This is a genomic window from Pseudoduganella sp. R-34 (assembly GCF_049904655.1).
GTDB lineage: Bacteria > Pseudomonadota > Gammaproteobacteria > Burkholderiales > Burkholderiaceae_D > Rugamonas.
Genome location: NZ_CP184572.1, coordinates 5629184 through 5654553, shown reverse-complemented (window position 1 = coordinate 5654553; position 25370 = coordinate 5629184). Strand labels below are relative to the sequence as shown.

The 25370-nt window shown below is 62.2% G+C and carries 30 protein-coding genes; 11 read left to right on the top strand and 19 right to left on the bottom strand.

Translation table 11 applies throughout. The features are described from left to right. Window position 1 precedes the first annotated feature (1 nt). On the bottom strand, window positions 2-238 hold the full coding sequence (locus ACN9MW_RS26015; protein ID WP_426164276.1) for a hypothetical protein: 237 nt from the start codon (window positions 236-238) through the stop codon (window positions 2-4). A gap of 13 nt (window positions 239-251) precedes the next feature. Next, window positions 252-575 (bottom strand): low molecular weight protein tyrosine phosphatase family protein, encoded by a 324-nt coding sequence (locus ACN9MW_RS26010; protein ID WP_426164274.1) that lies wholly within the window; start codon window positions 573-575, stop codon window positions 252-254. Window positions 576-712: 137 nt separating this feature from the next. On the opposite strand from ACN9MW_RS26010, the gene ACN9MW_RS26005 reads away from it, so the two are divergent. From ACN9MW_RS26005 to ACN9MW_RS25995, 3 genes are read left to right on the top strand one after another with little or no spacing between them, the layout of a single operon-like run. After that, the gene (locus ACN9MW_RS26005) at window positions 713-2434 is read left to right on the top strand and encodes a ribonucleoside triphosphate reductase (RefSeq protein WP_426164271.1); all 1722 of its coding nucleotides are present in this window, start codon (window positions 713-715) and stop codon (window positions 2432-2434) included. Window positions 2435-2444: 10 nt separating this feature from the next. After that, the gene (gene nrdD, locus ACN9MW_RS26000; RefSeq protein ID WP_426164268.1) at window positions 2445-2618 is read left to right on the top strand and encodes an anaerobic ribonucleoside-triphosphate reductase; all 174 of its coding nucleotides are present in this window, start codon (window positions 2445-2447) and stop codon (window positions 2616-2618) included. Beyond that, a complete protein-coding gene (locus ACN9MW_RS25995) occupies window positions 2578-3321 on the top strand; it encodes an anaerobic ribonucleoside-triphosphate reductase activating protein (RefSeq protein ID WP_426164265.1) in 744 nt (247 codons plus the stop codon). Before nrdD ends, ACN9MW_RS25995 begins: the two co-directional genes overlap by 41 nt. A gap of 4 nt (window positions 3322-3325) precedes the next feature. On the opposite strand, the gene ACN9MW_RS25990 is transcribed toward ACN9MW_RS25995, so the two are convergent. The 12 genes from ACN9MW_RS25990 to ACN9MW_RS25935 form a co-directional block, all read right to left on the bottom strand. Continuing rightward, a complete protein-coding gene (locus ACN9MW_RS25990) occupies window positions 3326-4201 on the bottom strand; it encodes an alpha/beta hydrolase (RefSeq protein ID WP_426164263.1) in 876 nt (291 codons plus the stop codon). Between the two features lie 11 nt (window positions 4202-4212). Further along, window positions 4213-4689, bottom strand: coding sequence for a cupin domain-containing protein (locus ACN9MW_RS25985; RefSeq protein ID WP_426164261.1), 477 nt, complete (start codon window positions 4687-4689; stop codon window positions 4213-4215). Window positions 4690-4746: 57 nt separating this feature from the next. After that, on the bottom strand, window positions 4747-5052 hold the full coding sequence (locus ACN9MW_RS25980; protein ID WP_426164259.1) for an NIPSNAP family protein: 306 nt from the start codon (window positions 5050-5052) through the stop codon (window positions 4747-4749). A 105-nt stretch (window positions 5053-5157) separates the two neighbouring features. Beyond that, entirely contained in the window at window positions 5158-5610 is a 453-nt protein-coding gene (locus ACN9MW_RS25975) for a nuclear transport factor 2 family protein (protein ID WP_426164256.1), read from the bottom strand. A gap of 93 nt (window positions 5611-5703) precedes the next feature. Continuing rightward, complete coding sequence (locus tag ACN9MW_RS25970) at window positions 5704-6066, bottom strand: hypothetical protein (RefSeq protein WP_426164254.1); 363 nt, start codon at window positions 6064-6066, stop codon at window positions 5704-5706. A gap of 359 nt (window positions 6067-6425) precedes the next feature. Continuing rightward, entirely contained in the window at window positions 6426-7088 is a 663-nt protein-coding gene (locus ACN9MW_RS25965; protein ID WP_426164252.1) for a hypothetical protein, read from the bottom strand. Beyond that, the gene (locus ACN9MW_RS25960) at window positions 7085-7747 is read right to left on the bottom strand and encodes a site-2 protease family protein (protein ID WP_426164249.1); all 663 of its coding nucleotides are present in this window, start codon (window positions 7745-7747) and stop codon (window positions 7085-7087) included. The genes ACN9MW_RS25965 and ACN9MW_RS25960 overlap by 4 nt, the downstream gene beginning before the upstream one ends. Before the next feature lie 16 nt (window positions 7748-7763). Further along, window positions 7764-8270 carry a DUF4240 domain-containing protein gene (locus ACN9MW_RS25955; protein WP_426164247.1) on the bottom strand — a complete coding sequence of 169 codons (507 nt, stop codon included), beginning with the start codon at window positions 8268-8270 and terminating at the stop codon, window positions 7764-7766. Beyond that, window positions 8263-8730, bottom strand: a complete 468-nt coding sequence (locus ACN9MW_RS25950) for a hypothetical protein (RefSeq protein WP_426164245.1) — start codon at window positions 8728-8730, stop codon at window positions 8263-8265. The genes ACN9MW_RS25955 and ACN9MW_RS25950 overlap by 8 nt, the downstream gene beginning before the upstream one ends. Window positions 8731-8843: 113 nt before the next feature. Continuing rightward, a complete protein-coding gene (locus tag ACN9MW_RS25945) occupies window positions 8844-9800 on the bottom strand; it encodes a hypothetical protein (protein ID WP_426164243.1) in 957 nt (318 codons plus the stop codon). A 24-nt stretch (window positions 9801-9824) separates the two neighbouring features. Further along, window positions 9825-10643: a sugar phosphate isomerase/epimerase family protein gene (locus ACN9MW_RS25940; protein WP_426164241.1), complete on the bottom strand. Its 819-nt coding sequence runs from the start codon at window positions 10641-10643 to the stop codon at window positions 9825-9827. Continuing rightward, a complete protein-coding gene (locus tag ACN9MW_RS25935; protein ID WP_426164239.1) occupies window positions 10640-11479 on the bottom strand; it encodes a phytanoyl-CoA dioxygenase family protein in 840 nt (279 codons plus the stop codon). The genes ACN9MW_RS25940 and ACN9MW_RS25935 overlap by 4 nt, the downstream gene beginning before the upstream one ends. A 103-nt stretch (window positions 11480-11582) precedes the next feature. On the opposite strand from ACN9MW_RS25935, the gene ACN9MW_RS25930 reads away from it, so the two are divergent. The 3 genes from ACN9MW_RS25930 to ACN9MW_RS25920 are packed head-to-tail and all read left to right on the top strand — an operon-like array spanning window position 11583 to window position 14089. Beyond that, window positions 11583-12518, top strand: coding sequence for a LysR family transcriptional regulator (locus ACN9MW_RS25930; protein WP_426164236.1), 936 nt, complete (start codon window positions 11583-11585; stop codon window positions 12516-12518). Window positions 12519-12536: 18 nt separating this feature from the next. Beyond that, window positions 12537-12890, top strand: coding sequence for a DUF6404 family protein (locus tag ACN9MW_RS25925; protein WP_426164234.1), 354 nt, complete (start codon window positions 12537-12539; stop codon window positions 12888-12890). Beyond that, window positions 12887-14089, top strand: coding sequence for a DUF418 domain-containing protein (locus ACN9MW_RS25920; protein ID WP_426164232.1), 1203 nt, complete (start codon window positions 12887-12889; stop codon window positions 14087-14089). The genes ACN9MW_RS25925 and ACN9MW_RS25920 overlap by 4 nt, the downstream gene beginning before the upstream one ends. Here ACN9MW_RS25920 and ACN9MW_RS25915 read toward each other — a convergent pair. After that, on the bottom strand, window positions 14056-15084 hold the full coding sequence (locus ACN9MW_RS25915) for a hypothetical protein (protein WP_426164230.1): 1029 nt from the start codon (window positions 15082-15084) through the stop codon (window positions 14056-14058). The two genes, ACN9MW_RS25920 and ACN9MW_RS25915, sit on opposite strands and share 34 nt — an antisense overlap. Window positions 15085-15193: 109 nt before the next feature. Here ACN9MW_RS25915 and ACN9MW_RS25910 point away from each other — a divergent pair, with 109 nt between their 5' ends. After that, the gene (locus tag ACN9MW_RS25910; protein WP_426164228.1) at window positions 15194-15649 is read left to right on the top strand and encodes a hypothetical protein; all 456 of its coding nucleotides are present in this window, start codon (window positions 15194-15196) and stop codon (window positions 15647-15649) included. Window positions 15650-15693: 44 nt separating this feature from the next. Further along, window positions 15694-15975 carry a hypothetical protein gene (locus ACN9MW_RS25905; RefSeq protein ID WP_426164226.1) on the top strand — a complete coding sequence of 94 codons (282 nt, stop codon included), beginning with the start codon at window positions 15694-15696 and terminating at the stop codon, window positions 15973-15975. On the opposite strand, the gene ACN9MW_RS25900 is transcribed toward ACN9MW_RS25905, so the two are convergent. Further along, window positions 15959-16597 (bottom strand): hypothetical protein, encoded by a 639-nt coding sequence (locus ACN9MW_RS25900; RefSeq protein ID WP_426164224.1) that lies wholly within the window; start codon window positions 16595-16597, stop codon window positions 15959-15961. The two genes, ACN9MW_RS25905 and ACN9MW_RS25900, sit on opposite strands and share 17 nt — an antisense overlap. A 51-nt stretch (window positions 16598-16648) precedes the next feature. On the opposite strand from ACN9MW_RS25900, the gene ACN9MW_RS25895 reads away from it, so the two are divergent. Further along, window positions 16649-16972 carry a hypothetical protein gene (locus tag ACN9MW_RS25895; protein ID WP_426164222.1) on the top strand — a complete coding sequence of 108 codons (324 nt, stop codon included), beginning with the start codon at window positions 16649-16651 and terminating at the stop codon, window positions 16970-16972. On the opposite strand, the gene ACN9MW_RS25890 is transcribed toward ACN9MW_RS25895, so the two are convergent. Continuing rightward, window positions 16969-19041 (bottom strand): GGDEF domain-containing protein, encoded by a 2073-nt coding sequence (locus ACN9MW_RS25890; protein ID WP_426164220.1) that lies wholly within the window; start codon window positions 19039-19041, stop codon window positions 16969-16971. The genes ACN9MW_RS25895 and ACN9MW_RS25890 overlap by 4 nt on opposite strands. 279 nt (window positions 19042-19320) lie before the next feature. On the opposite strand from ACN9MW_RS25890, the gene ACN9MW_RS25885 reads away from it, so the two are divergent. Both ACN9MW_RS25885 and ACN9MW_RS25880 read left to right on the top strand, forming a co-directional pair. Then, a complete protein-coding gene (locus tag ACN9MW_RS25885) occupies window positions 19321-20196 on the top strand; it encodes an ABC transporter ATP-binding protein (protein ID WP_426164218.1) in 876 nt (291 codons plus the stop codon). Continuing rightward, on the top strand, window positions 20193-21743 hold the full coding sequence (locus ACN9MW_RS25880; RefSeq protein ID WP_426164216.1) for a hypothetical protein: 1551 nt from the start codon (window positions 20193-20195) through the stop codon (window positions 21741-21743). The genes ACN9MW_RS25885 and ACN9MW_RS25880 overlap by 4 nt, the downstream gene beginning before the upstream one ends. Here ACN9MW_RS25880 and ACN9MW_RS25875 read toward each other — a convergent pair. After that, entirely contained in the window at window positions 21740-23608 is a 1869-nt protein-coding gene (locus ACN9MW_RS25875; protein WP_426164214.1) for a methyl-accepting chemotaxis protein, read from the bottom strand. The genes ACN9MW_RS25880 and ACN9MW_RS25875 overlap by 4 nt on opposite strands. A 77-nt stretch (window positions 23609-23685) precedes the next feature. Continuing rightward, window positions 23686-25344 carry an ABC transporter ATP-binding protein gene (locus ACN9MW_RS25870; RefSeq protein ID WP_426172301.1) on the bottom strand — a complete coding sequence of 553 codons (1659 nt, stop codon included), beginning with the start codon at window positions 25342-25344 and terminating at the stop codon, window positions 23686-23688. Window positions 25345-25370: the final 26 nt, after the last annotated feature.

Here is a 25370-nt window from a genome sequence, read left to right as displayed (position 1 = left end):
GTCAGGTGCGCAAGCCTTCCAGGATTTTCAATGCAGCACGCTCCGCTTCGCCTTCGGCGGCATGCTGGTCCAGAAAGGTCTGGTCTGCCGACACGCGTCGCTTCGGATAGATATGGGTCATATGCATCGGGTTCGCGGAAGGGGCGAAGATGGAGACGTAGGCGCCCCATTGCTTCGTGCCTTCAAGTAGTTCGCCGGTGTACTCAATCTCGTAGTCATCAACGCTTTTGGTAGGCATCGTCATTCCAGGATCAGCGCAGGAACTTGCCGGCTTTGGCTTCGAGGAGCCGAACCAGTTCGGCCTGCATGTATTCGTAGTCGTCAGGAATGTCGAGGCAAATCACGCGCTTCCCGTTCAGGTGCGCCCTGAAATCGCGGGAGAGGCGGTTGCGGTGAGTCTTCTCCATCACGAAGATGATGTTGGCCCACGCGATCTGCTCGCTCGACAGGGGGACGTCGGCGTCATTGCCCAGGCCTGCGGAATCGGTCTCCACATCGGGCCAGCTCGCGAATACATGCTCCGCTGTCGGGCTGCGCAAGCGATTTTGCGTGCAGATGAAGAGTGCTCGTTTCATGGTATAGGCGAATTTTGCACGAATCTTATCAAATTTAAACCAGATCAAGGAAATCAAAAATCAGCGCCGTCAAGTCGCTGTTCACTACATTTAGTGTGTAATATCCATCGCAACACAACATCTAGTTTAAGAGAATAATGAACCCTGCCCGCAAGACTACCGTGGACGTCGAGTCCTCGATCAATGAATACCTCCAGCAGCTCGACTGGCGGGTGAACGCCAATGCCAACCAGGGCTATTCGCTGGGCGGCATGATCCTCAACATTTCCGGCAAGATGGTCGCCAACTACTGGCTCGACCACGTCTACCCGCGCACGGTCGGCGAAGCGCATCGCAATGCCGATATCCACATCCATGACCTCGACATGCTGGCCGGGTATTGCGCCGGCTGGTCATTGCGCACGCTGCTGAACGAAGGCCTGAACGGCGTGCCGGGAAAGGTGGAATCGGCGCCGCCGAAGCACCTCTCCAGCGCCGCCGGCCAGATCGTGAACTTCCTTGGCACCTTGCAGAACGAATGGGCCGGCGCCCAGGCTTTCAGCTCCTTCGACACCTATATGGCGCCCTACGTCCGCAAGGATAGGCTGGGCTATGAACAGGTACTGCAGACCATGCAGGAACTGGTCTACAACCTGAACGTCCCCTCGCGCTGGGGCACGCAAACGCCTTTCACCAACCTCACTTTCGACTGGACCTGTCCGGAAGACTTGCAGGAGCAGGTGCCGGTGATCGTCGGCGAAGAGATGCCGTTTACCTATGGCGACCTGCAGGCAGAGATGGACATGATCAACCGCGCCTACATCGAAGTCATGATGCGCGGCGACGCCAAAGGCCGCGCCTTCACCTTCCCGATCCCGACCTACAACATCACGCCGGACTTCGACTGGCACAGCCCGAATGCCGACCTGCTATTCGAAATGACTGCCCGCTATGGCTTGCCTTACTTCCAGAACTTCGTGAACTCGGAACTCAAGCCGAACATGATCCGCTCCATGTGCTGCCGCCTGCAACTCGACCTGCGCGAACTGCTCAAGCGGGGCAACGGCCTGTTTGGCTCGGCCGAACAAACCGGCTCGCTGGGCGTGGTCACGTTGAACTGCGCCCGCCTTGGCTACCTGTATGCAGGCGACGAGGCGGCGCTGTTTGCACGCGTGGACGAACTGCTTGAACTGGGCAAGACCAGCCTGGAGATCAAGCGCCAGGTGATCCAGCGCCTGATGGATGGCGGCCTGTTCCCCTATACCAAGCGTTACCTCGGCACGCTGCGCAACCATTTCTCCACGCTTGGCGTGAATGGCATGAACGAAATGCTGCGCAACTTCAGCGGCGACACGGAAGACATCACCACCGAAGCCGGGGCCGCGCTGGCGATACGCCTGCTCGATCACATCCGCGCCCGCATGCTGGAGTTCCAGGAAGAGACAGGACATATGTACAACCTCGAGGCTACGCCGGCCGAAGGCACAACCTACCGCTTTGCCAAGGAGGACCGTGCCCGCATGCCGTCGATCCTGCAGGCAGGCACGCCGGAAATGCCTTACTACACCAACTCTTCGCAGCTCCCGGTGGGCTTCACCGATGACCCGTTCGAAGCGCTGGAGCGGCAGGACGAGCTGCAACGGAAATACACAGGCGGCACCGTGCTGCACCTGTACATGACCGAGCAGGTATCCAGCGCCGATGCCTGCCGCCACCTGGTGCAGCGCGCACTGACGCACTTCCGCCTGCCGTACATCACGGTGACGCCGACGTTCTCGATCTGTCCGAAACACGGCTACTTGAGCGGCAAGCACGAATTCTGTCCGAAATGCGATGAGGACATCCTTGCGCGCAAGACGCGCGAACTTTCACTTGACTAAGGAGATAGGCATGACCGCCAAGCAGCCAAACCAGGAAATCGCCCTCACCGACGCAGAGCGCCAGCCTTGCGAAATCTGGACGCGTGTAATGGGGTATCACCGCCCGTACTCGTCCTTCAACGTTGGCAAGAAGGGGGAATTCAATGAGCGCACTTATTTCGTCGAGCGCCGGAACAATGGCTGACAGGGAGCTCAAGGTCGGCGGCTACGCCAGGTTTACGTCGACCGACTATCCCGGCGAGCTGGCAGCCGTTGTGTTCGTCCAGGGCTGTCCCTGGCGCTGCGGGTACTGCCACAACCCGCACTTGCAGCCCAGGGACGTTGCGCCGGCGATCGCCTGGCGCGACATGCTCGCTTTTCTCGCCGGCAGGGCAGGGCTCCTTGACGCCGTGGTGTTTTCCGGCGGCGAGCCGACCCTCGATCCGGCGCTGGAAGATGCGATGCGCAGCGTGAAAGCGCTCGGCTTCAAGGTGGGCTTGCACACCGCAGGCATCTACCCTGAGCGCCTGAAGCAGGTGCTTCCGCTGACGGACTGGGTAGGCCTCGACATCAAGACCTCATTCGAGGCCTACGATGAAATCACTGGCGTCAGCGGCAGCGCGCAAGCAGCGCGCACCGCCGCCCGCCTTGTCATTGAGAGCGGCGTTCCGTACGAATTCAGGACCACGATCCATCCCAGGCTGACTACACCCCGGCACCTGGCCGCGTTGGTGGAGCAGATTTCCGGCATGGGTTGCGAGACGTATGCACTGCAGGATTTCCGTTCGGTTGGCTGCCGCAGCCAGGATTTGATCAATTCCGCCAGCGAAGGCGTTTTGCACGGCGAATTGGCCGGCCAGGTGAAGTCGCGGTTCCGCCAGTTCACGCTTCGGCAAGCGAATGGCTAGCTGATCACTTCACCAGCATGGCATCACGCAGGATCGACCCCGCCATGTCCAGGGCTTGTTTGCCTTCCTTCAGTTCCTGGTAATAGTTGGGCCAGAAGTGGAACATCTTCGGCCATATTTCGAGCCGCACGCGTACGTCGGCGATGGTGGCTGCACGGGCGAGGGCGATGGAATCATCGAGCAGCGCTTCAGTGGCGCCGACGAAGATGTTGAGCGGGGCGATGCCGTGCAGATCGGCGAAAACAGGGGAGGCCAGGGGCACGTTCCGCGGCCGGTCGCCGAGGTATTGCTCGGCCAGGAACAGCATGAGTTCGCGGTTCAGCACCGGGTCGCGTTCGGCGTTTCGTGCGTAGCTGCCTGCCGCAATGGTCATGTCGGCCCAGGGCGAGAACAGGACCGTGCTCGCCGGCTGGGGCAGGCCCAATTCCCGCAAACGCACCAGCATGGCGATGGCAAGGCCGGCGCCAGCGCTATCGCCTGCCACTGTAAGCTGCATTCCCCGATCAAGCAAATACTGGTATCCGTTAACGGCATCATCCAGCGCATCAGGGAAGGGGAATTCGGGAGCGCGCCGATAGTCCAGGGCGAAGGTCTTCATTTCCGCCGCGCGACCCAGTTCGCTGACAAAATGCCGGTGGCTTTCCAGGGAACCCCATACGAAGCCGCCGCCGTGCAGGTAGAGGATGACGCCGTCTTCGCGCGCGTCCGAAGTGAAGGTCCATTCGGCGGGAACGCCGTTCGCCATGACGGGAGCGACGCTGACGTCCGCGGCAGTCGGATAGAGGCCGGCCAAGGCATCACATGCCTCCCGGCGCTGAGCGATGGTGAGTTCTGTCGGCCGTGCACGAAACATCGCCTCCAATCGATCGAGCTCGTTCATTGGTCAGATCCTCATGGCGTCCATAATTTATAAGGACTGTCAGCAGCGCAGCCTGTTGAATCGGTCCATATGTCGCCATCTTGTGATCTGTCACGGTGCAGCACCCGGTCATGATCGGGGTAGGTAATCCGGTCGATTGTTGCCCGTGTTCCGACGACCATGCATCGGGCCGGTACTTGACCCTGGTTCCAGAGATAGTGTCCAACTGGCGTCCCATGCGGCCATGCCACCGCGTCGCCCGGGCCGAGGAGGGATTCGGTCTCGCCTTCGACAACTGTGACCTCGCCCTCAAGGACGACCACGAGTTCGTCCTCCGATTGATGCCAATGCTTGAGCGAGGACCGTGTGCCCGGCATGAGCACATGGATGAATGCGCCAAACTGGGTTAATCCGCCGGGTTCACTGATCCACTCTTCCCGATTCAAGACGCCGGGGGTAGAGGTCTCGCTGGTCTCGACTTGTCGTTGGCTGGTGCGAATGACAGGCATGTATGCTCCTCAATGATCATGGTGACCGGCATGTCCGCCCTTATGCCTGAACGCCTTCTACGCGAAGACGGGGCGGAAGAAGCTTCGTTCGTAACTGACGATACAGCGGGTGTCTTCGGCATACTTGAAAGCAGCCTGGCACTGCGGGTCTTCGAGGGACTTGATCCGGTACTCCTCATACTTCGCGAGGCTCGGAAACGAGAACATCGCAAGCGCGACGTTGTTCGTACCTTCGGAAGGCATGAAGTAACCGTGGTGCGCGCCGCCAAACTTCTCAACTAACGGAATCCACATTTTCCCGTAGTGTTCAAATTCCTTGAGCTTGTACGGATCGATGATGTAGCGAAGGTAGCAGGTGATCATAGGGCATCTTCATGGGGGGCGGTGTGCCCTAGTATAAGGGAGGCGGAACCTGTGCGCGCGCCCTGCGCAGTTTTCGCAACAGATGGACCGCTATGCGCGTGGAATTCACGATGTAATGGGGCTTGCCATTGCTTCCGCCGTGCCCTTGGCCGCTATGCGGTGCAAGGTTCGTTCCAATGCGGCGGTATCGGGATAGATGCGGACACTGGTCACGCGACCCCAGCGGATCTCAATCAGGTTGACGCCTTCAGCGGTGGTCTTGACGCCGTCGGTCCCATTGTTGGTTTCAGTCCAGATGGCCTCAACCTGCGTGCGCCATGGCCAGCCCGAAACCCGTACCTCATGAAGAGTAAAGTTAATTCCCTGCAGAAGGCGGAGCAGACGTTCGTACCATGCGCGGATGGCTTCCGGAGTCCTGCGGGTGCCGGACAAGGCGTGCGTGCCTACAAAGTAGTGCGTGGCATTGGACGCCAGTTCGTCGGTCACCGCATCTATTCTGCCTTCGTTGAGCCCTGCGAATACCTTCGTGATCTTGCGACGTACGATAGCGTGGTACATCCTGATTCTCCTGAATTGGCTGCTGGATGGGAATGCGTCCATCGTAGACCAGGACGCCGTCATTTCAAACCCTGGACCGGTGGCAGTCCGCGGTCACGGGGAGCCTAGCCAGAGAAGTGCTGCGACGGCGAAGAACACTATCCAGGAAAGGTGCCGGCCGCGGGTGAAGTAGAGAGGGAACAAACCGGATACCAAGGCGACGATGCTGAAGACCTGAAGAACTGTCCGGGTCTCGACCGGCTTTGCCGATGCCAGAAGGACGGTGGCCGCGATGCCCCACCAGACCAAGGTCAGAAGATGCCAGACAAAGCTGAGCGTGCCCGTGGTGAAGTCGGTCCCGCCGAAGAGCGCGGGCAGGTTGTCGCGCTTGAAGAGGCGAATCAGGATGTAGCGCTCGCCCAGGTATGAGTGGGCGACGCCCGTGAAGAAGAGCAGCAATGCGGCGATGGTCAGCATTTCCTGCTCCGTGGAGCGAGACCGCGCAAGATTTCAAGCCGGTTCGACGGGGCGTCGGGGGCGAGGAATTCGGGAATGGTGAAGGCGTCGCGCTGTGGCCGCGAGAGGAAGGCTACAGGCCATTCCGTAATTCGCTCCTCGCGGACGTGGAAATACTGGCCCGGCACTGGTTCGTCGTACTCGAGGACAGCATCCCACACGTAGCCACCGCCGGCCTTGGTAGAGGCGGGGTACTCACCAACTTTTAGCGGATCCAGGACAGTAGGGTAGGTCATGGTTTGGATAGAATTTGAACGGCTGCTTGAAAGGATCGCTGACTGCGAGCGACGAAAAATACAAACGAGCGGGCTTTGGAAGTCCTAGTAGAACTCTCCAATTTCGATAATTGATTGGGCGCGCAAGGCAGTCCGCAGCGCCTCCACGAATTCACGGTTTGGCAAGGAGCGTACTTCATCGGCAAACGTGGGCAGGTCCTTGCCAAAGTCGAGGATTACCGCCGCGCGCCAATATCCTTTGCATTCCGTTGAAGCGAGATGCTTCCTCGCGTAATCCTCGACGTGCAGCTTTATCTTCGGCGCTGTCGTATTCGTGGACGGGAATGACTCGGCGTAGGCCGTCCCATATGGTTCTTCGTCCTGGTAAGCGATGGTGGGCGCCTCCAGCAGCTCGAAGAAAAGTCCTTCACAGCTCCACTGAATCCTGTAGTCCTCGCCAATTATGACGAGGATCTCCGAAAGATAGCGCTCCTCGTCCTCGCAATCATGGAAAGAAGGACCCGCAAGGCGAGCGACTTTCCCCCCACTTGGGCCTGCGAACTTGAACACTTTGCCCGCAAGGCCTTTCGGAATGCTTGCATCGGTGGTCCGGCTTTGCTTTCCGGCCGTGAGGTCGACGATCTCCAACAGCTCGTCGTTAAGGCCCCAAGATCCGAGCACCTTGTTCACGCGCTCGAACGTGTCCTGCTCAGGATGCCAGTTCTCCTGATCCACTACGAAGAAGTGGCGATATTCAACTCCCATCATTTCCCCCCAACGAAAACGGCGATCGCGAGTAGCCAACTGCCGAACAGGAACAGCATCAGCTGGAAAGTCCACCGGATGAGGGGAGTCTCCCACTGCCTGGGCTGCTTTCCGCGTATCAGCGTGAGGAGAAGATGCATGCCATTGAGTCCGCCCAGCGGCAAGAGGTTCATTGCCACGATCTTTGCTCCGAGAAGTCCCGCAAAATCGGCCAGGGAGTGCGAGCCGGCAAAAGTCCTGCCTGCCCGCAGGTATTCCTGGGCGTCGGTGAAAGGACTGAGCGCGCCAAGGACCAATTGGCGGAAGGCGCCGGCAAAGGCTTCCGCTCCCTCATGTCCCAGTGTCAGCATTGTGATGAGCAGGACCGATCCGAGGCCGGCAATTGGAACGGCGATCTGTTTCCAGACCGGGGCATGGTCGAACGCGTCGGCCATGTCGGCGTCGGAGAGAATCTCTTCGCGTGAGTCTTTCAATCGGACGTATCCGCTCATTGGAAACCATCCGAGCCGGAACTTGCCGCTCTCCCAAATCGCTGCTCCTGTTCCGAAGGAGACCTTGCGAACAGGGATGCCGGCGCAGTGCGCCGCCAGCGCTGTTGCGGCGACGTGGACAGAGGCGAGAGCGCAGAGAAGAGCGAAGGTTTGGACCAGCCAGGGCATCATTTCACCTTGACATTACTCAGCCGAACCTCCTGGTAAGCTCGGGGAACCGGGCATCCAGGTCCTCTTCTTCCCATGGAGAGCCTTCAATTTCGCCTCCCTTTGGCAGGTCGTGCTCGGGGAAGTCATCGTACGATTTGCCAGTTTTTTCCTCCCAGGCCTGCCAGGCGATGTACTGGTAGCCCTCGACCTGGCACTCGCCATCATGGTCCTCCACGACCGCTGCAAGCGAATCGGCGTTGGACATTGCGGCTTCGTAGACTTTCTCGCCCCGGGAAATCAGCCAGCCCCTGAAATCAAGGAAGCCGTCGTCCGAGCATCCGCCACCAATGATGTAGGCCGCGCCCCAGAGGTCCCAATGGTAGGCCCGAGCATGGTACTCGGACAAATGGCGGTCGAAGGACACGATTTCTTCGGGCGACATCTCTGCGAGCAGTTCACCAAGCGAGTCAAGCTGCCGCTCCGGATCGCCGCCGGCAGCGTGCCGCGACTTGTCGATGATGTTCCAGAATCCTGCTTTATCCATGGATGTTCTCCGTGCTGATTTTGTGTTGGGGAGCCGGACCTGGCACCAGGAGCAGCGTGTAAAGGAATGCGCCAAGGACGGAAGCCGGCAGCGGCAGCACGAACCAGATGATGATTGAAATTATGTCGAACTCCGCGCCCTGAATGGGGAAGGTATGCAAGATGGCAAACCATGCGCTCTGTAGCGCTCCAACGATCGCGGCGTTCAGGTAGCGCTGATTGGCAGCCAATGACGCGGTCATGTAGCCGCCGATGATGCTGGCGAAAATTTGCGTAGTGATCGAAGCTTTCTGATACCAGGGGCTTCCGACCGCGGCCGTGATTGCCTGGCCCAGGTCTGTTCCCTGGTTCATGCCGATCCATACCAAAACATTGACGGCGATGGTGCCCAGGATGTTGACGAGAGCGAGAGCGGCGGCGGTGCCGAGAAAGACTGGAATGGTCCTGTTGGTGTAAGTCATAAAGGCTCGGCGCGCATTTTTGCGGGATTAATTATTGCGGATTTGCAATTTAAAGTATGCCAGTTAATTGCAAAATCGCCAATCCCGTGGATGTGCCGCGCGGGGCTCTGCTTCTAGCGTTTTTCGAGCCGGTCGATCAGTTCAAGCACCTCCTGCCGCTTCACGAAGGTGGCGGCATTGCGGGAGTTCGGGGTGGGGAGGGCGCCATTCGCGACCAGCAGTTGAATAATCTCCATGCTGCCGCCGACGATCGCAGCGTCGAAGGGGTTTCTCTTTCCGGGGACATAAGCGCTGGCGTTGGCACCCGCTTTCAGGGCTTTCCGTACCTCCGCAATATCGTTGTAGGCAGCTGCGGCGGCCAGGCGCTCATTGTGATCCATCCCTTGATAGTTACGCAGCGTTGCTGCGTCGAATTCAGGCAGGGATGCTCCAGCCTGCAGGCCTATCGTCAGGCGTGAATTTGAAACGAAATAGTGTGGAGGCACGAAGAGGTTGTACCGGGTGTTTTCCTTTGGCTGTCCGGGCGGGGTGTAGAGCTCACCTTTCAGCACGCGTCCCGCAGCATCGAATCTGGCGCCTCGGCAAGGATCGAGAAACAGCGCCTGCTTCTCCTGGCGGCGATCGGGCTCCTGGAATTGCAGCGAACATCCCGAGTGCGGACTCCATGCTGCAATCACCAGGTATTCGTCTTTGAATGAGCGATAGCGTGTCTTTTCTATCGGCGGCTGGCCGAACATGAAGAGTCGCGTCCACGCGGACGATGCGGAGGTCTGGTTGGAGGCGGCGATCGACTCAGCCCAGTTTTTTCCTTCCGGGTCGGCGAGCTGCGTCGTCGGGCCGCCGCGCAGATATTCAAGGTCTTCGGCCGTGCGACGGTAGATCCACACCGGCGCGTCAACGTAATCGACCTTGACCGGCTTGCCTGGGGCAAGGGCGGCCAGGTCGACGTCGACGCGATTGTTTGCCTTCTGCAGCTGGGCGCGGATGTAGCTGGCCGGGAAGTCGTCCGCCAGCGCGGCCGCGGCGTGGCAGCAACCCGCAAGAACCAACATGGAGAATAGGCGTTTCATCTTCAGCTCAATCTGCCACCGGCATTATATGCAATAGCGCTTGCGCAGCAGGTCCAGCATCGCCACGTTCTGCTCCCACGCATTGCTCACCGGCTGGCCGGTATAGGGCAAGGTGAAAGTATAAGGGGCCGGACCAAACTCCGGCGTGAGCGTCATGCGTTCGGCGCCGTCGTTGCGGCGCAGTTCGATGATGCGGTCCCACCAGGACAGGTGGGCCTGCAGCGCATCGGCATTCTCCGGCGCGCGGAAGTCGGCCACTTGCGGGCCTTGCTGGTGGCCTACGCGCGCGTGGATGTGGCGCACGCGCGGCAGTACCTTGGCCAGTGTCAGCTCCTGGTCTTCGAGCAGCGATTCACAGGCCACGCACCAGTGCGAAAGGTCGGCATTCAGGTGCAATTGCGGCAGGCGATCGAGGTAGGGCAGCAGCAGCATCGGGTGGCCGCTGAAGCGGCTGCGGTGGATCTCATGCACCACCGGCACGCCATATTCCTTCGAAATGCCGGCGGCGAGCGCGATCAGTTCTTCGTTTTGCCTTGGCGTGTACCAGTCCTTGCCGGTGTGCGAGTTGACCAGCACTGGCTGCACTTCGCAGGCATTGCGCAGCAGTTCGCCGAGCGCTTGCTTGTGCGCGTCGAAGTCGCTGTGGAAGACTGTCTCCCATTGAGCGACAATCAGGTCCAGTCCGGCGTTGGCGATTTTGTAGACCCAGTTGTCGCGCTGCGCGCGGTCCAGCGGCAGCGACATTTCGATGCCGTCGAAGCCGGCCTCTTTCACCTTGGCGATGAAGACGTCGGGCGGCAAGTCGTTGCTGCCCCAGTGCGGCGCGAAGATGCTGATTTTCACAGGAAGCCTCGCACGGGGAAGGACGCATCGCGCTGGATCCAGTTGCGTTTGGAGTACTCGGCGCGGCCGTCGGTGACGTGCAGCGTGTAGGCGTGGCGCGAAACAGGCGAACGGTTCGGCGCGCTGTAGTGCGGCAGCAGGCCGTGGAAGCAGACCAGCGAGCCGGCCTTGCATTCGAGCGGCACGGCGGTGGCGTCGGTCGGCCATGGCGTGTTGTCCAGCTTTTCCACGCTCACTTGGTCGCCTTCGCGGATGAAGCGTTCGCGCAGCGGCGAGCGATGGCCGCCCGGTTCGGCCCACATGCAGCCGTTCTCCAGCGTGGCGTCTTCCAGTGCGAACCAGAAGGTGGTAACGCTGATCGGGGTGGTGTCGAAGTAGGTGGCGTCCTGGTGCCAGCGCACTTCGCCGCCGATGCCGGGCTGCTTGAAGATGTACATCGATTGCCAGACCTGCGGTTCGGCCAGGCCGATATCGCGGGCGATCTGCTCCAGGCGCGCATCGGCGGTGAACGCGCGGAAGGCCGGGTCCAGGTCGTGCATGGCGTGGCCGATCTTGTTGATCGAAAGCTCCTTGGCCTGCTTCAGTTGGCCGTCCGGGCCGAAGGCTTCTTCTTCAAAGAAGCAGCGCACCGTGTTGTCCGAGCCGAGGAAGTAGTCGTCGGCCTTCTTCTCCTGTTCCTTGGTGGTGAAGATGCCTTGCGCGACGGCCGGGTCGAAGTCGTTCACGACTTGTGCGGCGCGGGCGCGCAGGGCGGCGATTTCTTCCGCGGTCTTGAAGCCGGGGATGACGATGAAGCCATCCTTGGCGTATTGGGCTTTCTGGGCATCGGTCAGCATGTGGCGCTCCTTTTCTTAACTTAGGTCATTGTAGGGAAGTCATTGGATGCCAACAATGCGCAAACGGTTGACACATTGTCTCTGAAATGGAGACAATCGACCCATGGACCAGCTCAAGGCAATGGAAATCTTTGTGGAGGTGGCGCGGCAGCGCAGCTTCAGCGGCGCCGCGCGCCGGCTGGGCATGACGCGCGCCATGGTGAGCAAGCATGTGATTGCGCTCGAAGAACGGCTCAATGCGCGCCTGCTGCACCGCTCCACGCGCGATGTGAGCCTGACCGATGCCGGGCAGGCTTACCTGGAGCCTTGCGCGCTGGCGGTGCTGCAGGCGCAGGAAGCGGCGCGGGTGGTGACGCATGCCGGCGTCGAGCTGGCAGGGCCGCTGCGGATACAGGCGCCGTCCAGCTTCGGCAGCGAATGGCTGGCCGATGCGGTGGCGCGCTTTAGCTTGCCGCATCCGCAGTTGTCGCCGCTGCTGCATGTGGACGATGCACTGCTCGATCCGATCGAACACGGCTTCGACCTGACGATCCGCGTGGGCGGGATTCCGGACAGCCGTGCGCTGGCAATACGGCCTTTGGCGCCTTGCCGCGGCATCCTGTGCGCCTCGCCGGCCTACCTGGCGCGGGCAGGCCGGCCTGAGATTCCAGAGGACCTGCATCGCCACCAGTGCCTGCACTTCAGCCACCTCACCGGCGGTATCGCCTGGCACTTCGCTCGCGGCGAGGAGCAGGCCACAGTACGCGTGACGCCGGCCTTCACCGCCAATAACGGAATGGTTCTGCAGCATGCGGCCTTGCGCGGGCTGGGCATCGTCTATACGACAACCTTCCTGGCCTGGCGCGACCTTATCGAAGGGCGGCTGGTGCCGGTGCTGGCCGACTGGGACTTACCCCTGAACCATTTGAGCGCCCTGTACCCGGCCACGCGCCAGCTATCGCCGAAGGTGAGGGCGCTGATCGATTTCCTGGTGGACGAGTACCAGCCCGCGCCCCCTTGGGACAAAGCCTTGGCGGATGCGGGGTTGCTTATTTTGTAACCGTGATGCGACAATCCGATGATGAAAAATTCACGACATGAGCGCGCAATTGAATTGCTGGAGGCAGCAGGCTTCCCCAGCCGGGATTTGCTGCCTTTGTTGCATCGGATGATGTGGAGCATTGGCATCCGGGTTCCGCCACCGCTGTTTGCTCCTTTCCACGTCAATCTACTGGTGTTTTGGCTGGCTTACAGCGCTGTCGCGACCCTGGGTATGGCGTTTGGAACAGCGCAAAGACTGGTTGTGAAAAATTCGGTCCTGCTGTCCGGTGCTTTGTTTGGCCTGGCGCTGGCCTTGCTGATGGCTGCATTTTTCCTGCGCACGAGACGGGTCAATAAATTGCCGACGTGGCAGGAGCTGGGGCTGCGATGAGGGAAAGCAAGGAGCGCCTGCTCAATGTCGACGCCTTGCGCGGCTTTGCGCTGTTCGGCATCCTGGCCGTCAATATCTGGTCGTTCGCCGATCCCTATTTTGCCTCCGGCGTGAACAACCCGCGCTATGCGAGCGCGCTTGATATGGCGGTGCGCTTCATCGTCGCGCTGCTGTTCGAAGCCAAGTTCTACCTGCTGTTCTCTTTCCTGTTTGGCTACAGCTTCATGCTCCAGGCCTGGGCCGCCGAGCGTGCAGGCGCCGCATTCCGGCCGCGCATGCTGCGCCGGGCGGCAGGCTTGCTGTTGTTGGGCGGATTGCATGGCTGTTTCCTGTTCTATGGCGATATCCTGCACCTGTATGGTTTGCTGAGTTTCTTGCTGCTGGTCTGGTATGGCCGTGAGTGGGATGGCCGCAGGTGGCGCTCGGCCGAATGTGCTGCGCTGTTGCTGATGCTGGCGGCCTTCATGCTGGTCGTGCTGGGCGTTGTTGTGATGCTCTCGCCGCAAGCGGGCCCCCCGGAGCTGAAGGCTGTTTTTGCCAAGCTGGCCGCCTTCCATAGCGATGCCCGCAGCACGCAGGCATTCATCATGGACGAATTTCCGTCGACTGTGGCCTTCCTGATGTTTGGCCAGGGGCCGAGCGCGCTGGCGATGTTCTTGCTGGGGCTGGGAGCGGGGCGTGCGCACCTGCTTGAGCGTGTCGGATCAATCGAGCAGCTGGTGCGCCCGATCCTGCGCCTGGCCGCCACGTTCGGGCTGGTTGGCGCCTTGCTGTATGCGGCTGCTTCCGAGTTCGCGCCGGGCGGCGTGCTGATGATATTCTCGACGGCGCTCAGCTACCTGACGGCGCCGATCCTGACCGCGGCCTATGTGGTCGTCCTGATGCTGTTGTTCGAGAGCCGTCGCGGCGCGCGGCTGATCGCGGCGCTGGCGCCGATGGGCAAGCTGGCGTTGAGCAATTACCTGATGCAGTCGCTGGTCATGGCCTTGCTGTTCACCGGTTACGGCATGCGCCTGTGCGATGAACTCCCGCCGATCGCCGTTCTTGCCCTGGTGCCTGCGATCTATCTCGCGCAAATGGCCCTCAGCGCCTGGTGGCTCAAGCACTACACCTACGGCCCCGCCGAGTGGCTGCTGCGCGCCATCACCAACTGGCAGTGGTTGCCTCAGGAAGCAGGCGCCCAGCCGCCGTCGCGGTAGACCTGGTCGTCGTCGAGGTAGACCGCATCGGTCTGGACGAAGACGTCGACGTGGTAGCGGGCGTCCTTGCGCTTGAACTGTGGCTTCTGGTACTGGCCATGCTTGGCGCCGAGCGAGAGATGGATGCCGCACATGCGCTCATAGGTGCCGATATCGTCCACTGTGCGCTCGCGCGAGAAGGCGCGGTTCATGCCGAAACCGAGTTCGCGCACCCACACTTCGCCTTCATGCGCGCGAATGATTGCCAGCATATTGTCGAACTCCGGCGTGCTCTTCTCGGCGCCGGTCACGCGGCCCTTTTCCACGATCATGGTGATCGGCGTGGCCGGGCGGTTGACGTGGAACGTGGTATCGCCGAACACGAAGACCTTGGCGCGGCCGTTGACTGCTTCCAGGTCTTGCGCTTCGGTGAACACTTCGCCGATCGGAAACAGGCCGCCGACATTCTTCATGGCGCTGTAGTCGCCGATATTCAGCTTGGCTTCTTCAAACGCAGAGGCGAACACCAGCCGTTCGCCGCCGCTCTCCACCACGCCCGACTGCGCGCGGTCGATGCGTTCCTTCAAAGCATGGCCGACGCCGCGGTAATACGCCGGGTCGTAGGCCAGCGCATCGATATAGACCAGGCCTTGCCCGTCCGGCATGCGTGACAAATGCATATGCTCGATCACCTTCAGGCCGCGCTTGAACAGCTCCATGCGGATGCGGTATTCGTTCAGGCGGAAGCTGGTGGTTTGCACCAGCACCACCAGGTCGCCCGCCCGTAGTTGCTCGAAAGCCGCAAGCACGTCGGCCGGCTGCACCGTGTCGAAGTCGATGAAACGGCCCTCCGGCAGGGCCGCGCGGTAGGCGTCCGCCAGCACCATGGAAAGCGGGCTGCGCTGGTCGAACACCAGCAAAGCCTGCTGCGGCGCGGCGTATTCGATGGCGTGGGCAAGCAGGTCGCGTACATTGCGGGCTGCCGTATCGCGGGCGGCAGGTGGAAAAGCGGTCATTATCAGGCTATAAAGAGGATGAGGCATGCGCATTATACGGCGTGCCGCCGCTTGAACCGGGAAGGGGCGCGAGGTAGAATCGGACGAATATAGCCGGGGAGAAACATCAATGGGTGTACAGTTTGGCCAGGACTTGCCGCTCCAGCGGCCCGATGAAACGGATAGCCGTGCGGCCATTTTCGTCCCGACCGCCAATATCAAGGAAGATATCCTGTCCGCTGTCCGCAAGGGCGCGGCGGTCGTCGGCTTCGGCAATCACGACCATACCTTGACCATCTATTACGAAAGCAACCGCTTCAACGAGCCAACCCTGGCCAAGTGGGAGCAGAAGGCGCGCAAGGCTTACGACCGCCTGCGCGACAACCTGCCCACCACCTCCAAGATGGTGTGCAAGCTGGATAACTTCGAGCAGATCGGTTACATCAGCAACAAGGGCATCACCATCCGCCGCCGAGCCAGCCTGGATCGCTGGCTCGAGTTTTCCGACGCCCAGGATTCCGCACCGGAAGGCGATAACGTCGCCTTCGCTCCGCCACCGCCGCCCAAAAAGATCGTCGCCGATTAAGACTCGGTGCTACCATCAGCCCAAAGCCAAACATTGGAGGGCAGATGCAGGTAAATCTTTTAGCTGCAGGTGGCGTTTTCCTGTTGGTGTTGCTGGCATCCAACGCTATCCGGCGTTCCTTCATGCGCCATGTGCAAGCGCGCGGCGCCGACCTGCCGGCTGCCGACACGGCCGGCTGGCTGCTGTTCTTCGGGCTGGCTTTCCTGGCCGCCGCCGTGCTCGGGGTGCTGAACCTTTCCAAGTTCCTCAACCTGGCGTTTTGCAGCACCTTGCTGGTGTTCGGCGTGGCGGCGCTGGTCGGCGCCTTCGTCATCGGTCGCCGTTAGCATCTTCCTGCCACGCCACCGGGATGTGGCGGATCTCGTTGCCATTCCACGCGGTGACCAGCCCTTCCACGCGTTTTCCGTCGACCTTCAGCGCTGCCACGTGATAGCGGTAGTCGGGCCCGAACTGGCGTTCGGCCGCGCGCCTTGCGCGTTCCGCGGCATCGCCATGCAGCAGTAGCGACAGTGTGACGCAGAGCATCAGCGACAGCGCGGCGCCGCTGGCGGCCGCCAGTCCCATGTGGCGCGCCTTGTGGCCGGCGGCGCGGCGCGCGGCAAGAACAGCGGGCGCGCCAAGGGTGCGGTACAGCCAGTGCAGCAGCAACAGCCAGGTTGCGCTGGTGACGAGGGAGGGGAGGATGCGCGGCTGCAGCCTGAGCTGGGTCAGGGTCAGGTCGACCGGCTGCATCAGGGGCCAGGCCAGCATCATCACGCCCAGCGCGCACAGGGCAAAGGCGGCCCCCCAGCGCACCAGCGACGCCATGTGCAGGCTGCCGGACAGCAAGCCGATACCGGCTGCCGCACCGAGCAGGAAAAGGCCGGACCGGATGGCCAGCAGGTCGCAGGTGCCCAGCACCACCAGCACCATGCCCGCCCGCTTAAGGATGGGAATGTGCGCGTCCATTGGAGTATTCTAGCGTAACATTTTCACTATGCTGGAAGGAAAGGAGACACCATGAAAAGCATGATTGCCGTGCTGTTTGCAACGCTGGCGCTGGCCCTGGGCGGTTGCCAGAAACCGGAAGACAAGCGCATCGGTCCGGCGGAACAGGCCGGCCGCGAGATCGACAAGGCCGCCAGCGTGGCAGGCGAAAAGCTGGACCAGGCGGCCAGCAAGGCTGAAGAAAAACTGGGCCAGGCCGGCGAGAAATTGGACCAGGCGGCCCAGCAGGCTGGCGAAAAGCTGAACAAGGCCACCGAAAAAATCGGCGAAAAAGTCGAGCAGGCTGGCAAGGAAATGCAGGAGTCGGCCCGCGAGGCGCGCAAGGAAAAGAACTAGTTCCCTGATTTGCTCTTCAGCGGCACCACATTGGAAGGCGGCGGCTCGTCGGGCATGCCGCCCAACACCAGCGTCAGGTCGACAAAGCCGGCGCGCCAGGCCTGCTCCAGGTTCTGCTCGATGGCCTCCATCGAGGTCTGTTCGAAGTTGCTGAAGCCGCGCACCCCGTAGGCGCGGTTGCGGCCATGGGCCTTGGCCAGGTACAGCGCCATGTCCACCAGGTTGACCGCACGTTCCCAAGGCAGCGGCAGGCCGCCCGGCGCCAGCGGGAATGGCGCAAAGCCGACCGATACATTCACGTGGATCATGTGGTCCTGGAACGGCACCGGCTGCGACGACACGCAGCTCAGGATGCGGCGCGCGATTTCGTCCACGCCGTTGCGCGGGATGGCCGGCAGGAAGGCCAGGAATTCCTCCCCGCCCCAGCGCACGATCATGTCGGTCTCGCGCAGCGCGATGCGCAGGCTCTCCGCTATCATCTTCAGCACCGCGTCGCCGGCGGCGTGGCCGTAGGTGTCGTTGACGTGCTTGAAGTGGTCGACGTCCAGCAGGAACAGGGCGCCGACGATGTCTTCACCGTTGGCGCCGCGCCGCTCCACCTGGTTGTGCGTGCGCATGTATTCCTGGAAGTGGCGGCGGTTGTACAGCGCCGTGAGCGGATCGAGCGAGCTTTGCGCCTTCAACTCCAGGTTCTTCACCTCGAGCTGGGCATTGGCCTGGCGTACCTTGCGATACAGCAGGCCGACAATCACGGCAGCCAGCGCGAACACCACCGCCAGCAGCCACCAGATGCGCTGCTGCAGGCGGCGCGCGGTCAGCTCCGCGCCCTTGGCCTGGTTTTCGTGCGATAGCTGTTCAATCTGGCGCTTCTTCTTTTCGGTGTCGTACTTTTCCTGCAGCTCCCACATGGTCTTCTTGCGCTGCGACTCGAACAATTCGTTCGAGATCTGGCGCTCGCGATGGTAGGCTTCCACCGCACCCTGGTAGTCGCCCACGCGTTCCAGCGCTTCGCCGTATTCGGTCAGGAGGGCTTGCAGCTCGGGCTTGTCGCCGGTCTTTTCGTAATAGGCCATGCCGAGCGCGAAGGACTTCTTTCCTTCCGCGACCTTGTTGGTTCCCATGTAGGCCTGGCCGGCATTGATGCGCGCCGTGGCTTCGTTGGCATCGTCGTTCGCATCGCGCGCGGCGGCCGAAGCTTCGTTGGCAAAACGCAGCGCGGCGGGGAAATCGTGCAGCTTCAGGTTGATATCGGACAGGTTCACCAGCGTGGTGGCGATCATGCGCTTGGCGCCGAGCTTGCGGGTCAGGTCCAGGTTGGCCAGCAGGGCGCGCATGCCGCGCTTGTATTGCTGCGTGTCGACCGCCAGGCCATATTCGGTGTTGTTGGCGATCGCCATGCGACCCGGCGAATTCAGGGTCTCCGACACTTCGAAGGTTTCGCCCAGCGTTTCCCACGCCTTGTCGTATTCGCGCACCTGGGTGTAGAACAGGGTGAGCGCATTGAGCGCGCTGGCCAGCGGTACCTTGTCGCTCTCGACCTTTTGCGCCAGCTCCACTGCCGACTGCAGGCGAATCAGGGCCACGGGATAATTGCCCTGTTCAGCGTAGCTTTGGCCGGCAGTGATGGTCGACTGCACGCGCAGCAACATGTCGTTGGTGTCGCTGGCCAGCTTTTCCGCTTCGAACGCCAGTTCGTGCGACACCTGGCGCTCGTTCATCGCCGAGCGCACGTAGGCCTTGGTCAGCAAGCCCTTGGCGATGATGATCTTGTTGTCCTGGGCACGGCCGAAGTCATGCAGTTCTTCGGCCAGCGCCAGCGCCACGTCATGCTTGCCCAGGCTGCGGTGGGTCAGGCTGAGCTGGGCCAGGAATTCGGCGCGGGTCAGGGGCGGGGCGGAGCGCGCCACCGGTTCCATCTGCTGCAACTGGACCAGGGCCTTTTCGGGAACGAAACGCACCAGTTCGCGGATCTGCGCGATTTCGCTGTCGAGGGGCGACTGGGCAAATGCAAGGCAGGGCGCAAGCAGGCAGGCGCCCGCCAGCGTTCGGAGGCGCTTGGAAATCGTCAAAACCGGAAAGCCTGGCAACTTGAGTCCTTGGGGTCGCATGAGCAGCGTGTGCGGTTCATTATATGCCTGTTGCAAGCGGGAAATCCGCAATACGACTCACTATTTGCATGATAGACGCCCCAACTGTGGGGAAAATGCAAGTGGAATTTCCACTTGTGAAACTACTTGCCATCGCTTTCCGCCTGGCCCTCGATTTTTACCGTTCATCGCATTTCCTGCGCGGGCCCGCTGCGGGCTCGATAAAGTTTGCTTCAACAACATACTTGAGGCGAAAACAAGATGCTCGAATTGCGCAATGTCAGCAAGGCCTTCCGCGAACTGAAAGCGGTGGATGACGTTTCCCTGAAACTTGGTAGTGGCGTGGTCGGGCTTGTTGGTCACAATGGCGCCGGCAAGACCACCTTGATGCAATTGGTCGCCACGCTGTCGCGGCCGACTGCCGGCAGCATCCTGTTCGATGGCCAGGACATTGTGCGCAATCCGGATGCGATGCGGCGCCGCCTTGGCTTCCTGCCGCAGGAGTTCGGGGTCTATCCGAACCTGAGCGCGCTGGAGTGCATGCAGTATTTCGCTGCGCTGAAAGGCGTGCGCGACCCCGCCCGCATTCGCCACCTGCTGGAACTGGTGAACCTGTCCGAGCATGCGCGGCGGCCGGCGGCATCGTTCTCGGGCGGCATGCGGCGCCGCCTGGGGATCGCCCAGGCGCTGCTGAACGATCCCGATATCCTGATCGTGGATGAACCGACAGCGGGCCTGGACCCGGAAGAGCGCCTGCGCTTCCGCCGCCTGTTGTCCGAACTGGGTTTTGGCAAGCTTGTGATCGTGTCGACCCATATCGTGCCGGATGTGGAGAGCATCGCCGGCCAACTGGCCATCATGCGCAAGGGCCGCTTGCTGGCGCTGGAAACGCCGGACGCCATCCTGCAGCGGGCGCGCGGCCAGGTGTGGCAGGCCAGCGTCGATGCCGCCGATTACGATGCGCTGCGCAGCCGCTTCCATGTGCTGCAGGCGCAACGCCAGGGCCCGCAGGTGCAGCTGCGCGTGGCGCATCCGGGGCAGCCGTTTGCGGGCGCGCATGCGGTCGAGCCGAGCCTGGAAGAAGCGTTGATGGCGCAACGCTATGCGCTGTCGGAACCGGTTGCGGAGGCCGCATGAATGCAATCGGTGTCATGGCGCTCAATGAGGTGCGCTTGCGGCTGCGCCGGCGGTCCACGCTGGTGGCGCTGCTGGCGGCGATGGCCCTGTGCTGGCTCGGCATTTCCGATCCGGCCGATGGCATCACGATGATGATGATCGACCAACAGCGTGTGCTGTACACCAGCCAGGCGCTGGCCTTTGGCAGTGCCCATATCGCCGGCATGCTGCTCGGACTGGCAGGCTTCTACCTGGTGCGCGGGCGCGTTGCGGACGACCTGCAAAGCGGCATGGGCGCAGTGATTGGTGCAACAGGCGCCAGCAATGCCGTGCTGGTTGCCGGGCGCTGGCTGGGCGGCGTGGCGTACCTGGTGCTGTTCGTGCTCGCCTACCTTGCTTCCACCCTGGCGCTGCATGCCTTGCGCGGCGAAGGGCCGATCGAAGTGCTGGTCTACCTGCAGACCTATCTGCTGATGCTGCTGCCGATCGTCAGCTACGTGGCCGCCTGCGCAGTCCTGTTCGACAATATCGGGCCGTTGCTGGGCAAGCGCGGCGACGTATTGTTCTTCTTCCTGTGGTGCATGCAGTTCGGCGCGCTGGTTGGAGTGACCGAGAGCCCGGGAGCGCTGTGGCCGATGTTTCTCGATTTCTCGGGGCTGTCGGTGGCCGTGACGACACTGCGCGAACATTTCGCGACGACATCCTTTGTCATAGGCCGGAGTGCTTTCGATCCGGCTGAAGCGACGCTGGTCTTTCCGGCGACCTTGTGGACACTCAAAGCGTGGGGCATCCGTGCGGCGACGCTGTCGCTGTCCATGCTGCTGCTGGTGCCGGCAACCCTGTTCTTCCACCGTTATTCGCCGGACCGGGTGCGGCCACGATCGGCGCGCGGCAACCGCCTGCTGGCGCTGGCCGACCGTGCGCTGCGCCCGGTGGCGGTGGTGCTGCGGCCCTTGCCGGGACTGGCGATGCGCGTGCCGGGCTTTGCTGGCGAAGTACTGGCGGAAGTGGCGCTTGTGCTGTCCATGTCGCCTTCCGCAGCGCTGGTTCTTGCAGCGGGCATCGTGGCGGCAACGCTGGCGGCATCCGAGGTTCTTCCGGGCGTGATGATTGCCGGCGTGGCGGGGTGGGGCATGATTGTGTGCGGCATCGCGCCGCGCGATTGGCAGAGCGGGGCGGATGCGATGACCGCGGCGCTGCCTGGAGGCTTGGCGCGGCGCTACCTGCGGCAGTGGGCGGCCAGCCTTGTGCTCGCCCTGCCGCTTGCCATCGTGGCCCTGCGCTGGTCGCTCGACGCTCCGCTGCGCGCTGTTGCTGCAGTTTCCGGCGTGCTGGCGCTGGCATCTGCCGCCAGCCTGCTGGGTGGCTTGACGCGCGGGTCGCGGCTGTTCCTGGCGTTGTTCCTGTTCACCTGGTATATCGCGCTCAATACGCCGAAAGAAGCCGCGCTGGACCTGGTCGGCTTCAATGGCTCCGCAAACGCGGCGACTGTGTCGGCATGGGCGATTGCGGGCTGCCTCGCGTGGGCCGCGGGATTCGTGCACGCCAACCGCTGGCGCAGCACTTAGAACTCTTCCCAGCCTTCGCTTGCCGGCGCCGTATTGCGCGCTGTAGCGCGCCGGGATCGCTCCGGGTCGCCGGAGCGGGGCGGCGCCGCGCCGGCAGCGTTGCGGCCGGAGGCCCTGGCTGTGGCGCGGGGTGCCGCCACGTTTGCCGGCACCTTGGCCGCCAGCGCGACCCCGGTGCGCGCTTTGGCGGCTACGGCGCCGCCCTTCAGCCGGAAGATGCTGACCGCCTGCGCCAGTGCCTGGGCTTGCTCCTGCAAGCTCTCCGCCGCGGCAGCAGCTTGCTCGACCAGCGCCGCATTTTGCTGCGTCATCGCATCCATCTGTCCTATCGCCTGGTTCACTTCACCGATGCCGCTGCCCTGCTGCTGGCTGGCGCTGCTAATTTCCCCCATGATGCCGGCCACCTTGTGCACCGAAGCGACAATACGCTGCATGGTATCGCCGGCTGCATCGACCAGCCGTCCGCCTTCTTCCACACGCGACACCGAAGTGCCGATCAATTCCTTGATTTCCCTGGCCGCGGCCGCACTGCGCTGCGCCAGGTTGCGCACCTCCGACGCCACCACTGCAAAGCCGCGCCCTTGTTCGCCCGCCCTTGCAGCTTCCACTGCCGCATTCAGCGCCAGGATATTGGTCTGGAACGCGATGCCATCGATCACGCCGATGATGTCGCTGATGCGCGCCGAACTATCCTTGATCGCGCCCATGGTGGCAACCACCTGCGCGACGACGTCGCCGCCTTGCTCCGCCACCTGCGCCGCATCTGCTGCCAGATGGTTGGCCTGCTGTGCGTTGCTGGCGTTCTGCTGCACGGTGTCGGTCAGGTTCTCCATCGCGCTGGCCGTCTCCTCCAGCGAGGAAGCCTGCGTTTCGGTGCGGGCTGACAGGTCGGCGTTGCCTTTGGCGATCTCGCCGGTGGCCACTGTCATCTGGTCGGTGCTGTTGCGGATATTGCCGATCATTTCCGCCAGGCCTTTGTTGATGTGCTCCATCGCTTGCAGCAGCTGGCCGATTTCGTCGCTGCGGCTGGAGTCGATGTCCCGGCTCAAATCCCCGCCTGCAATGCATTCGGCGGTATCGATCGCCTGTTGCAGGCCCGAGCGGATGTAGCGGTAAGCGAACAGCAGGCATGCCACGGCTGCGATGACCGACATGGCTTGCAGCGCCTGCGCCAGGCGTTGGGCGCGTTCGAAGGCGGTGCTGGCTGCCGCTACTTCGGCGCTGGTGCGTTCGTCAAGCAGGGCCAGGAACTCATTCACCGGCTGCATGATCCTGGCCTTGTTCTGGTGGTAGGCCTTGTCATGCATGATGCGGCGGGCCATCTCCGGATCGGGCGGGCCTTCGCGCGTGAAGCCGCCCTTGCCGTCATCGAACTTGCCCTTGACCGCGTTCATCGCGATCACCTCGGTGTGAACCAGCTCGTTGGAGTTGGCTTCCGCTTCCTTCAGCTTGGCGAATTCCTGGCCGGTGAAGCCGGCGCGTTTCATCAGCTCCGACAAGGCGATGGCCTGGCCGGAGGAGGGCGGCACAGGCGTACCTGCGGCGACGAAGTCCCAATAGATGCGTTCATAGTTTTTCGGGCGCGGCTTCTGGCCGTTGCGGATGGCCAGTATGTCCATGTACTGCTGCTCGTAAGCCGCCTCGCCCGACACCACATAGGTGCGTGCCAGGCGGGTCAGGTCGTCCGAACTTTGCCGCAATTCGTCGGCAAGCAGATAGGACTGGTAGCGCGAATCGGCGGCCTGCTTGGCTTCCGCGCCTTTGCTGGAGACACGGAGCAATGCCAGCATGGTCAGTGTTGCCAGCGCGACCGTAATGGCAAAAAACGCCAGGAAGATACGTTTGATGGATAGGTTCTTTTGCATGGCGCTGTCCCCCCTCTGGAGGACAGCATACCCCGACTACCAGGCAACTAGTAATTCTTATCGTGCGGAAACCAGAATCAGGCGGCGAGCTGTTGCAAAAGGTAAAGGCGCTGGTACAAGCCGTTGTCAATCTGCATGAGGTCCTCGTGCGGCCCCTGTTCCACGATGCGTCCGTGGTTCAGCACGATGATGCGGTCCGCCTCGCGGATGGTGGACAGGCGGTGCGCGATGGCGATGATGGTGACCTGGCCGCGCAGTTCCTTGAGCGCCACCTGCACGATCTGTTCGGTGTGCGAATCGATGCGCGAGGTGGCTTCGTCAAGCAGCAGGATGCGCGGCTTGCCCGCCAGTGCGCGCGCAATGGCAATGAGCTGCTTCTGGCCGGAGGACAGGCGCGAGCCGCCTTCACCCAGCACGGTTTCGTAGCCGTCTTCCATCGCCATGATGAAGTCGTGGCAGTGCGCCGCACGCGCCGCGGCCTCGATTTCCTGCCGCGGCAGGCCGCGGCCCATGTCGATATTTTCGCGAGCGGAAGCGGCCAGCAGGAAGGGATCTTGCGGCACCAGTCCCACGTCGGCGCGGAACTGCTCGTTGTCGATTTCGTCCAGCAGCATGCCATTCATGCGGATGCTGCCGTGCGGGGCGGGGTAGTAGCGCAGCAGCAGCGACAGCAGGGTCGACTTGCCGCTGCCGGTGTGGCCGACGATGCCGAAGAAGGCGCCTTGCGGAATCTCCAGCGACAACTGGTGCAGCACCCGCTGGCCTTCGATGTATTCGAAATCCAGCGCGCGGATATCGATGGCGGGGGCGCCGTCATCGTTGGCGGCGTGGCGCACATGGGAGCCGGCAGCGCTGCGATGTTCCGGCGCGCTCTGTTCGCCGAGCAGGATCGCTACGCGCGATGTCGCCACCACCGATTGCTGCAACTGGCTGAACTGCATGGTGATCTGGATCAGCGGCTCGATGACGCGCGCGATGTAGTTGATGAAGGCATACAGCACGCCCACTTCCGCCGCGCTCATGTCGCGCTGGCCGAACATGAAGATCACGGACGCCAGTAGCAGGATGTTCAGCATGTCGAGCGCGGGACGCAGCAGCCAGGCGTTGGCGCGGATCTCGGCCAGGCGCTGCGTGTAGTGTTCCGCGTTGGTTTGCGCGAAGCGTTCGCCGAAGCGCTGCTCTGCATTATTCGCCTGCAGTACGGTCATGCCGCCGATGGATTCGGCGATCTGCGCATTGATGTCGCTGCGCAGCTGGCGGGCGCGGGTCACGGCCGGAGCGCTCAGGCGCTGGTAAGCCCACACGATCACCAGCACGAAAGGCAGCAGCGCGACCACGAGGGTCATCAGGCGCCAATCCAGCCAGGCCATGGCGGCTACGGTGCCGGCCAGGACGATGGTGCTGTCCAGGATCACGAACAGGACCTGGATGTAGAGGCCTTTCACGGCCTCGGTATCGTTGGTCACGCGCGACACCAGTTGGCCGGTGATGGCGCGATCGAAAAAGGCCATCGGCAGCCGCAGCACGTGGCTGTAGACGCGCTCGCGCAGCCGCTGCACTGAACGCATGGCGACGCCGGACAGGCGGGCCAGTTGCAGGTAGCGCACCCAGGTGGCGATCCAGCCGGTCAGCAGCACGCCGCCCAGCAGCAGGGCCATGCGGGTCCAGTCCAGGTGCCTTGGCAGCAGGTGTTCGTCGATCAGGCGCTTGCCCAGCAGGGGACCCAGCACTTCCATGCCGGCTGCAAAGGCCAGCCACAGCA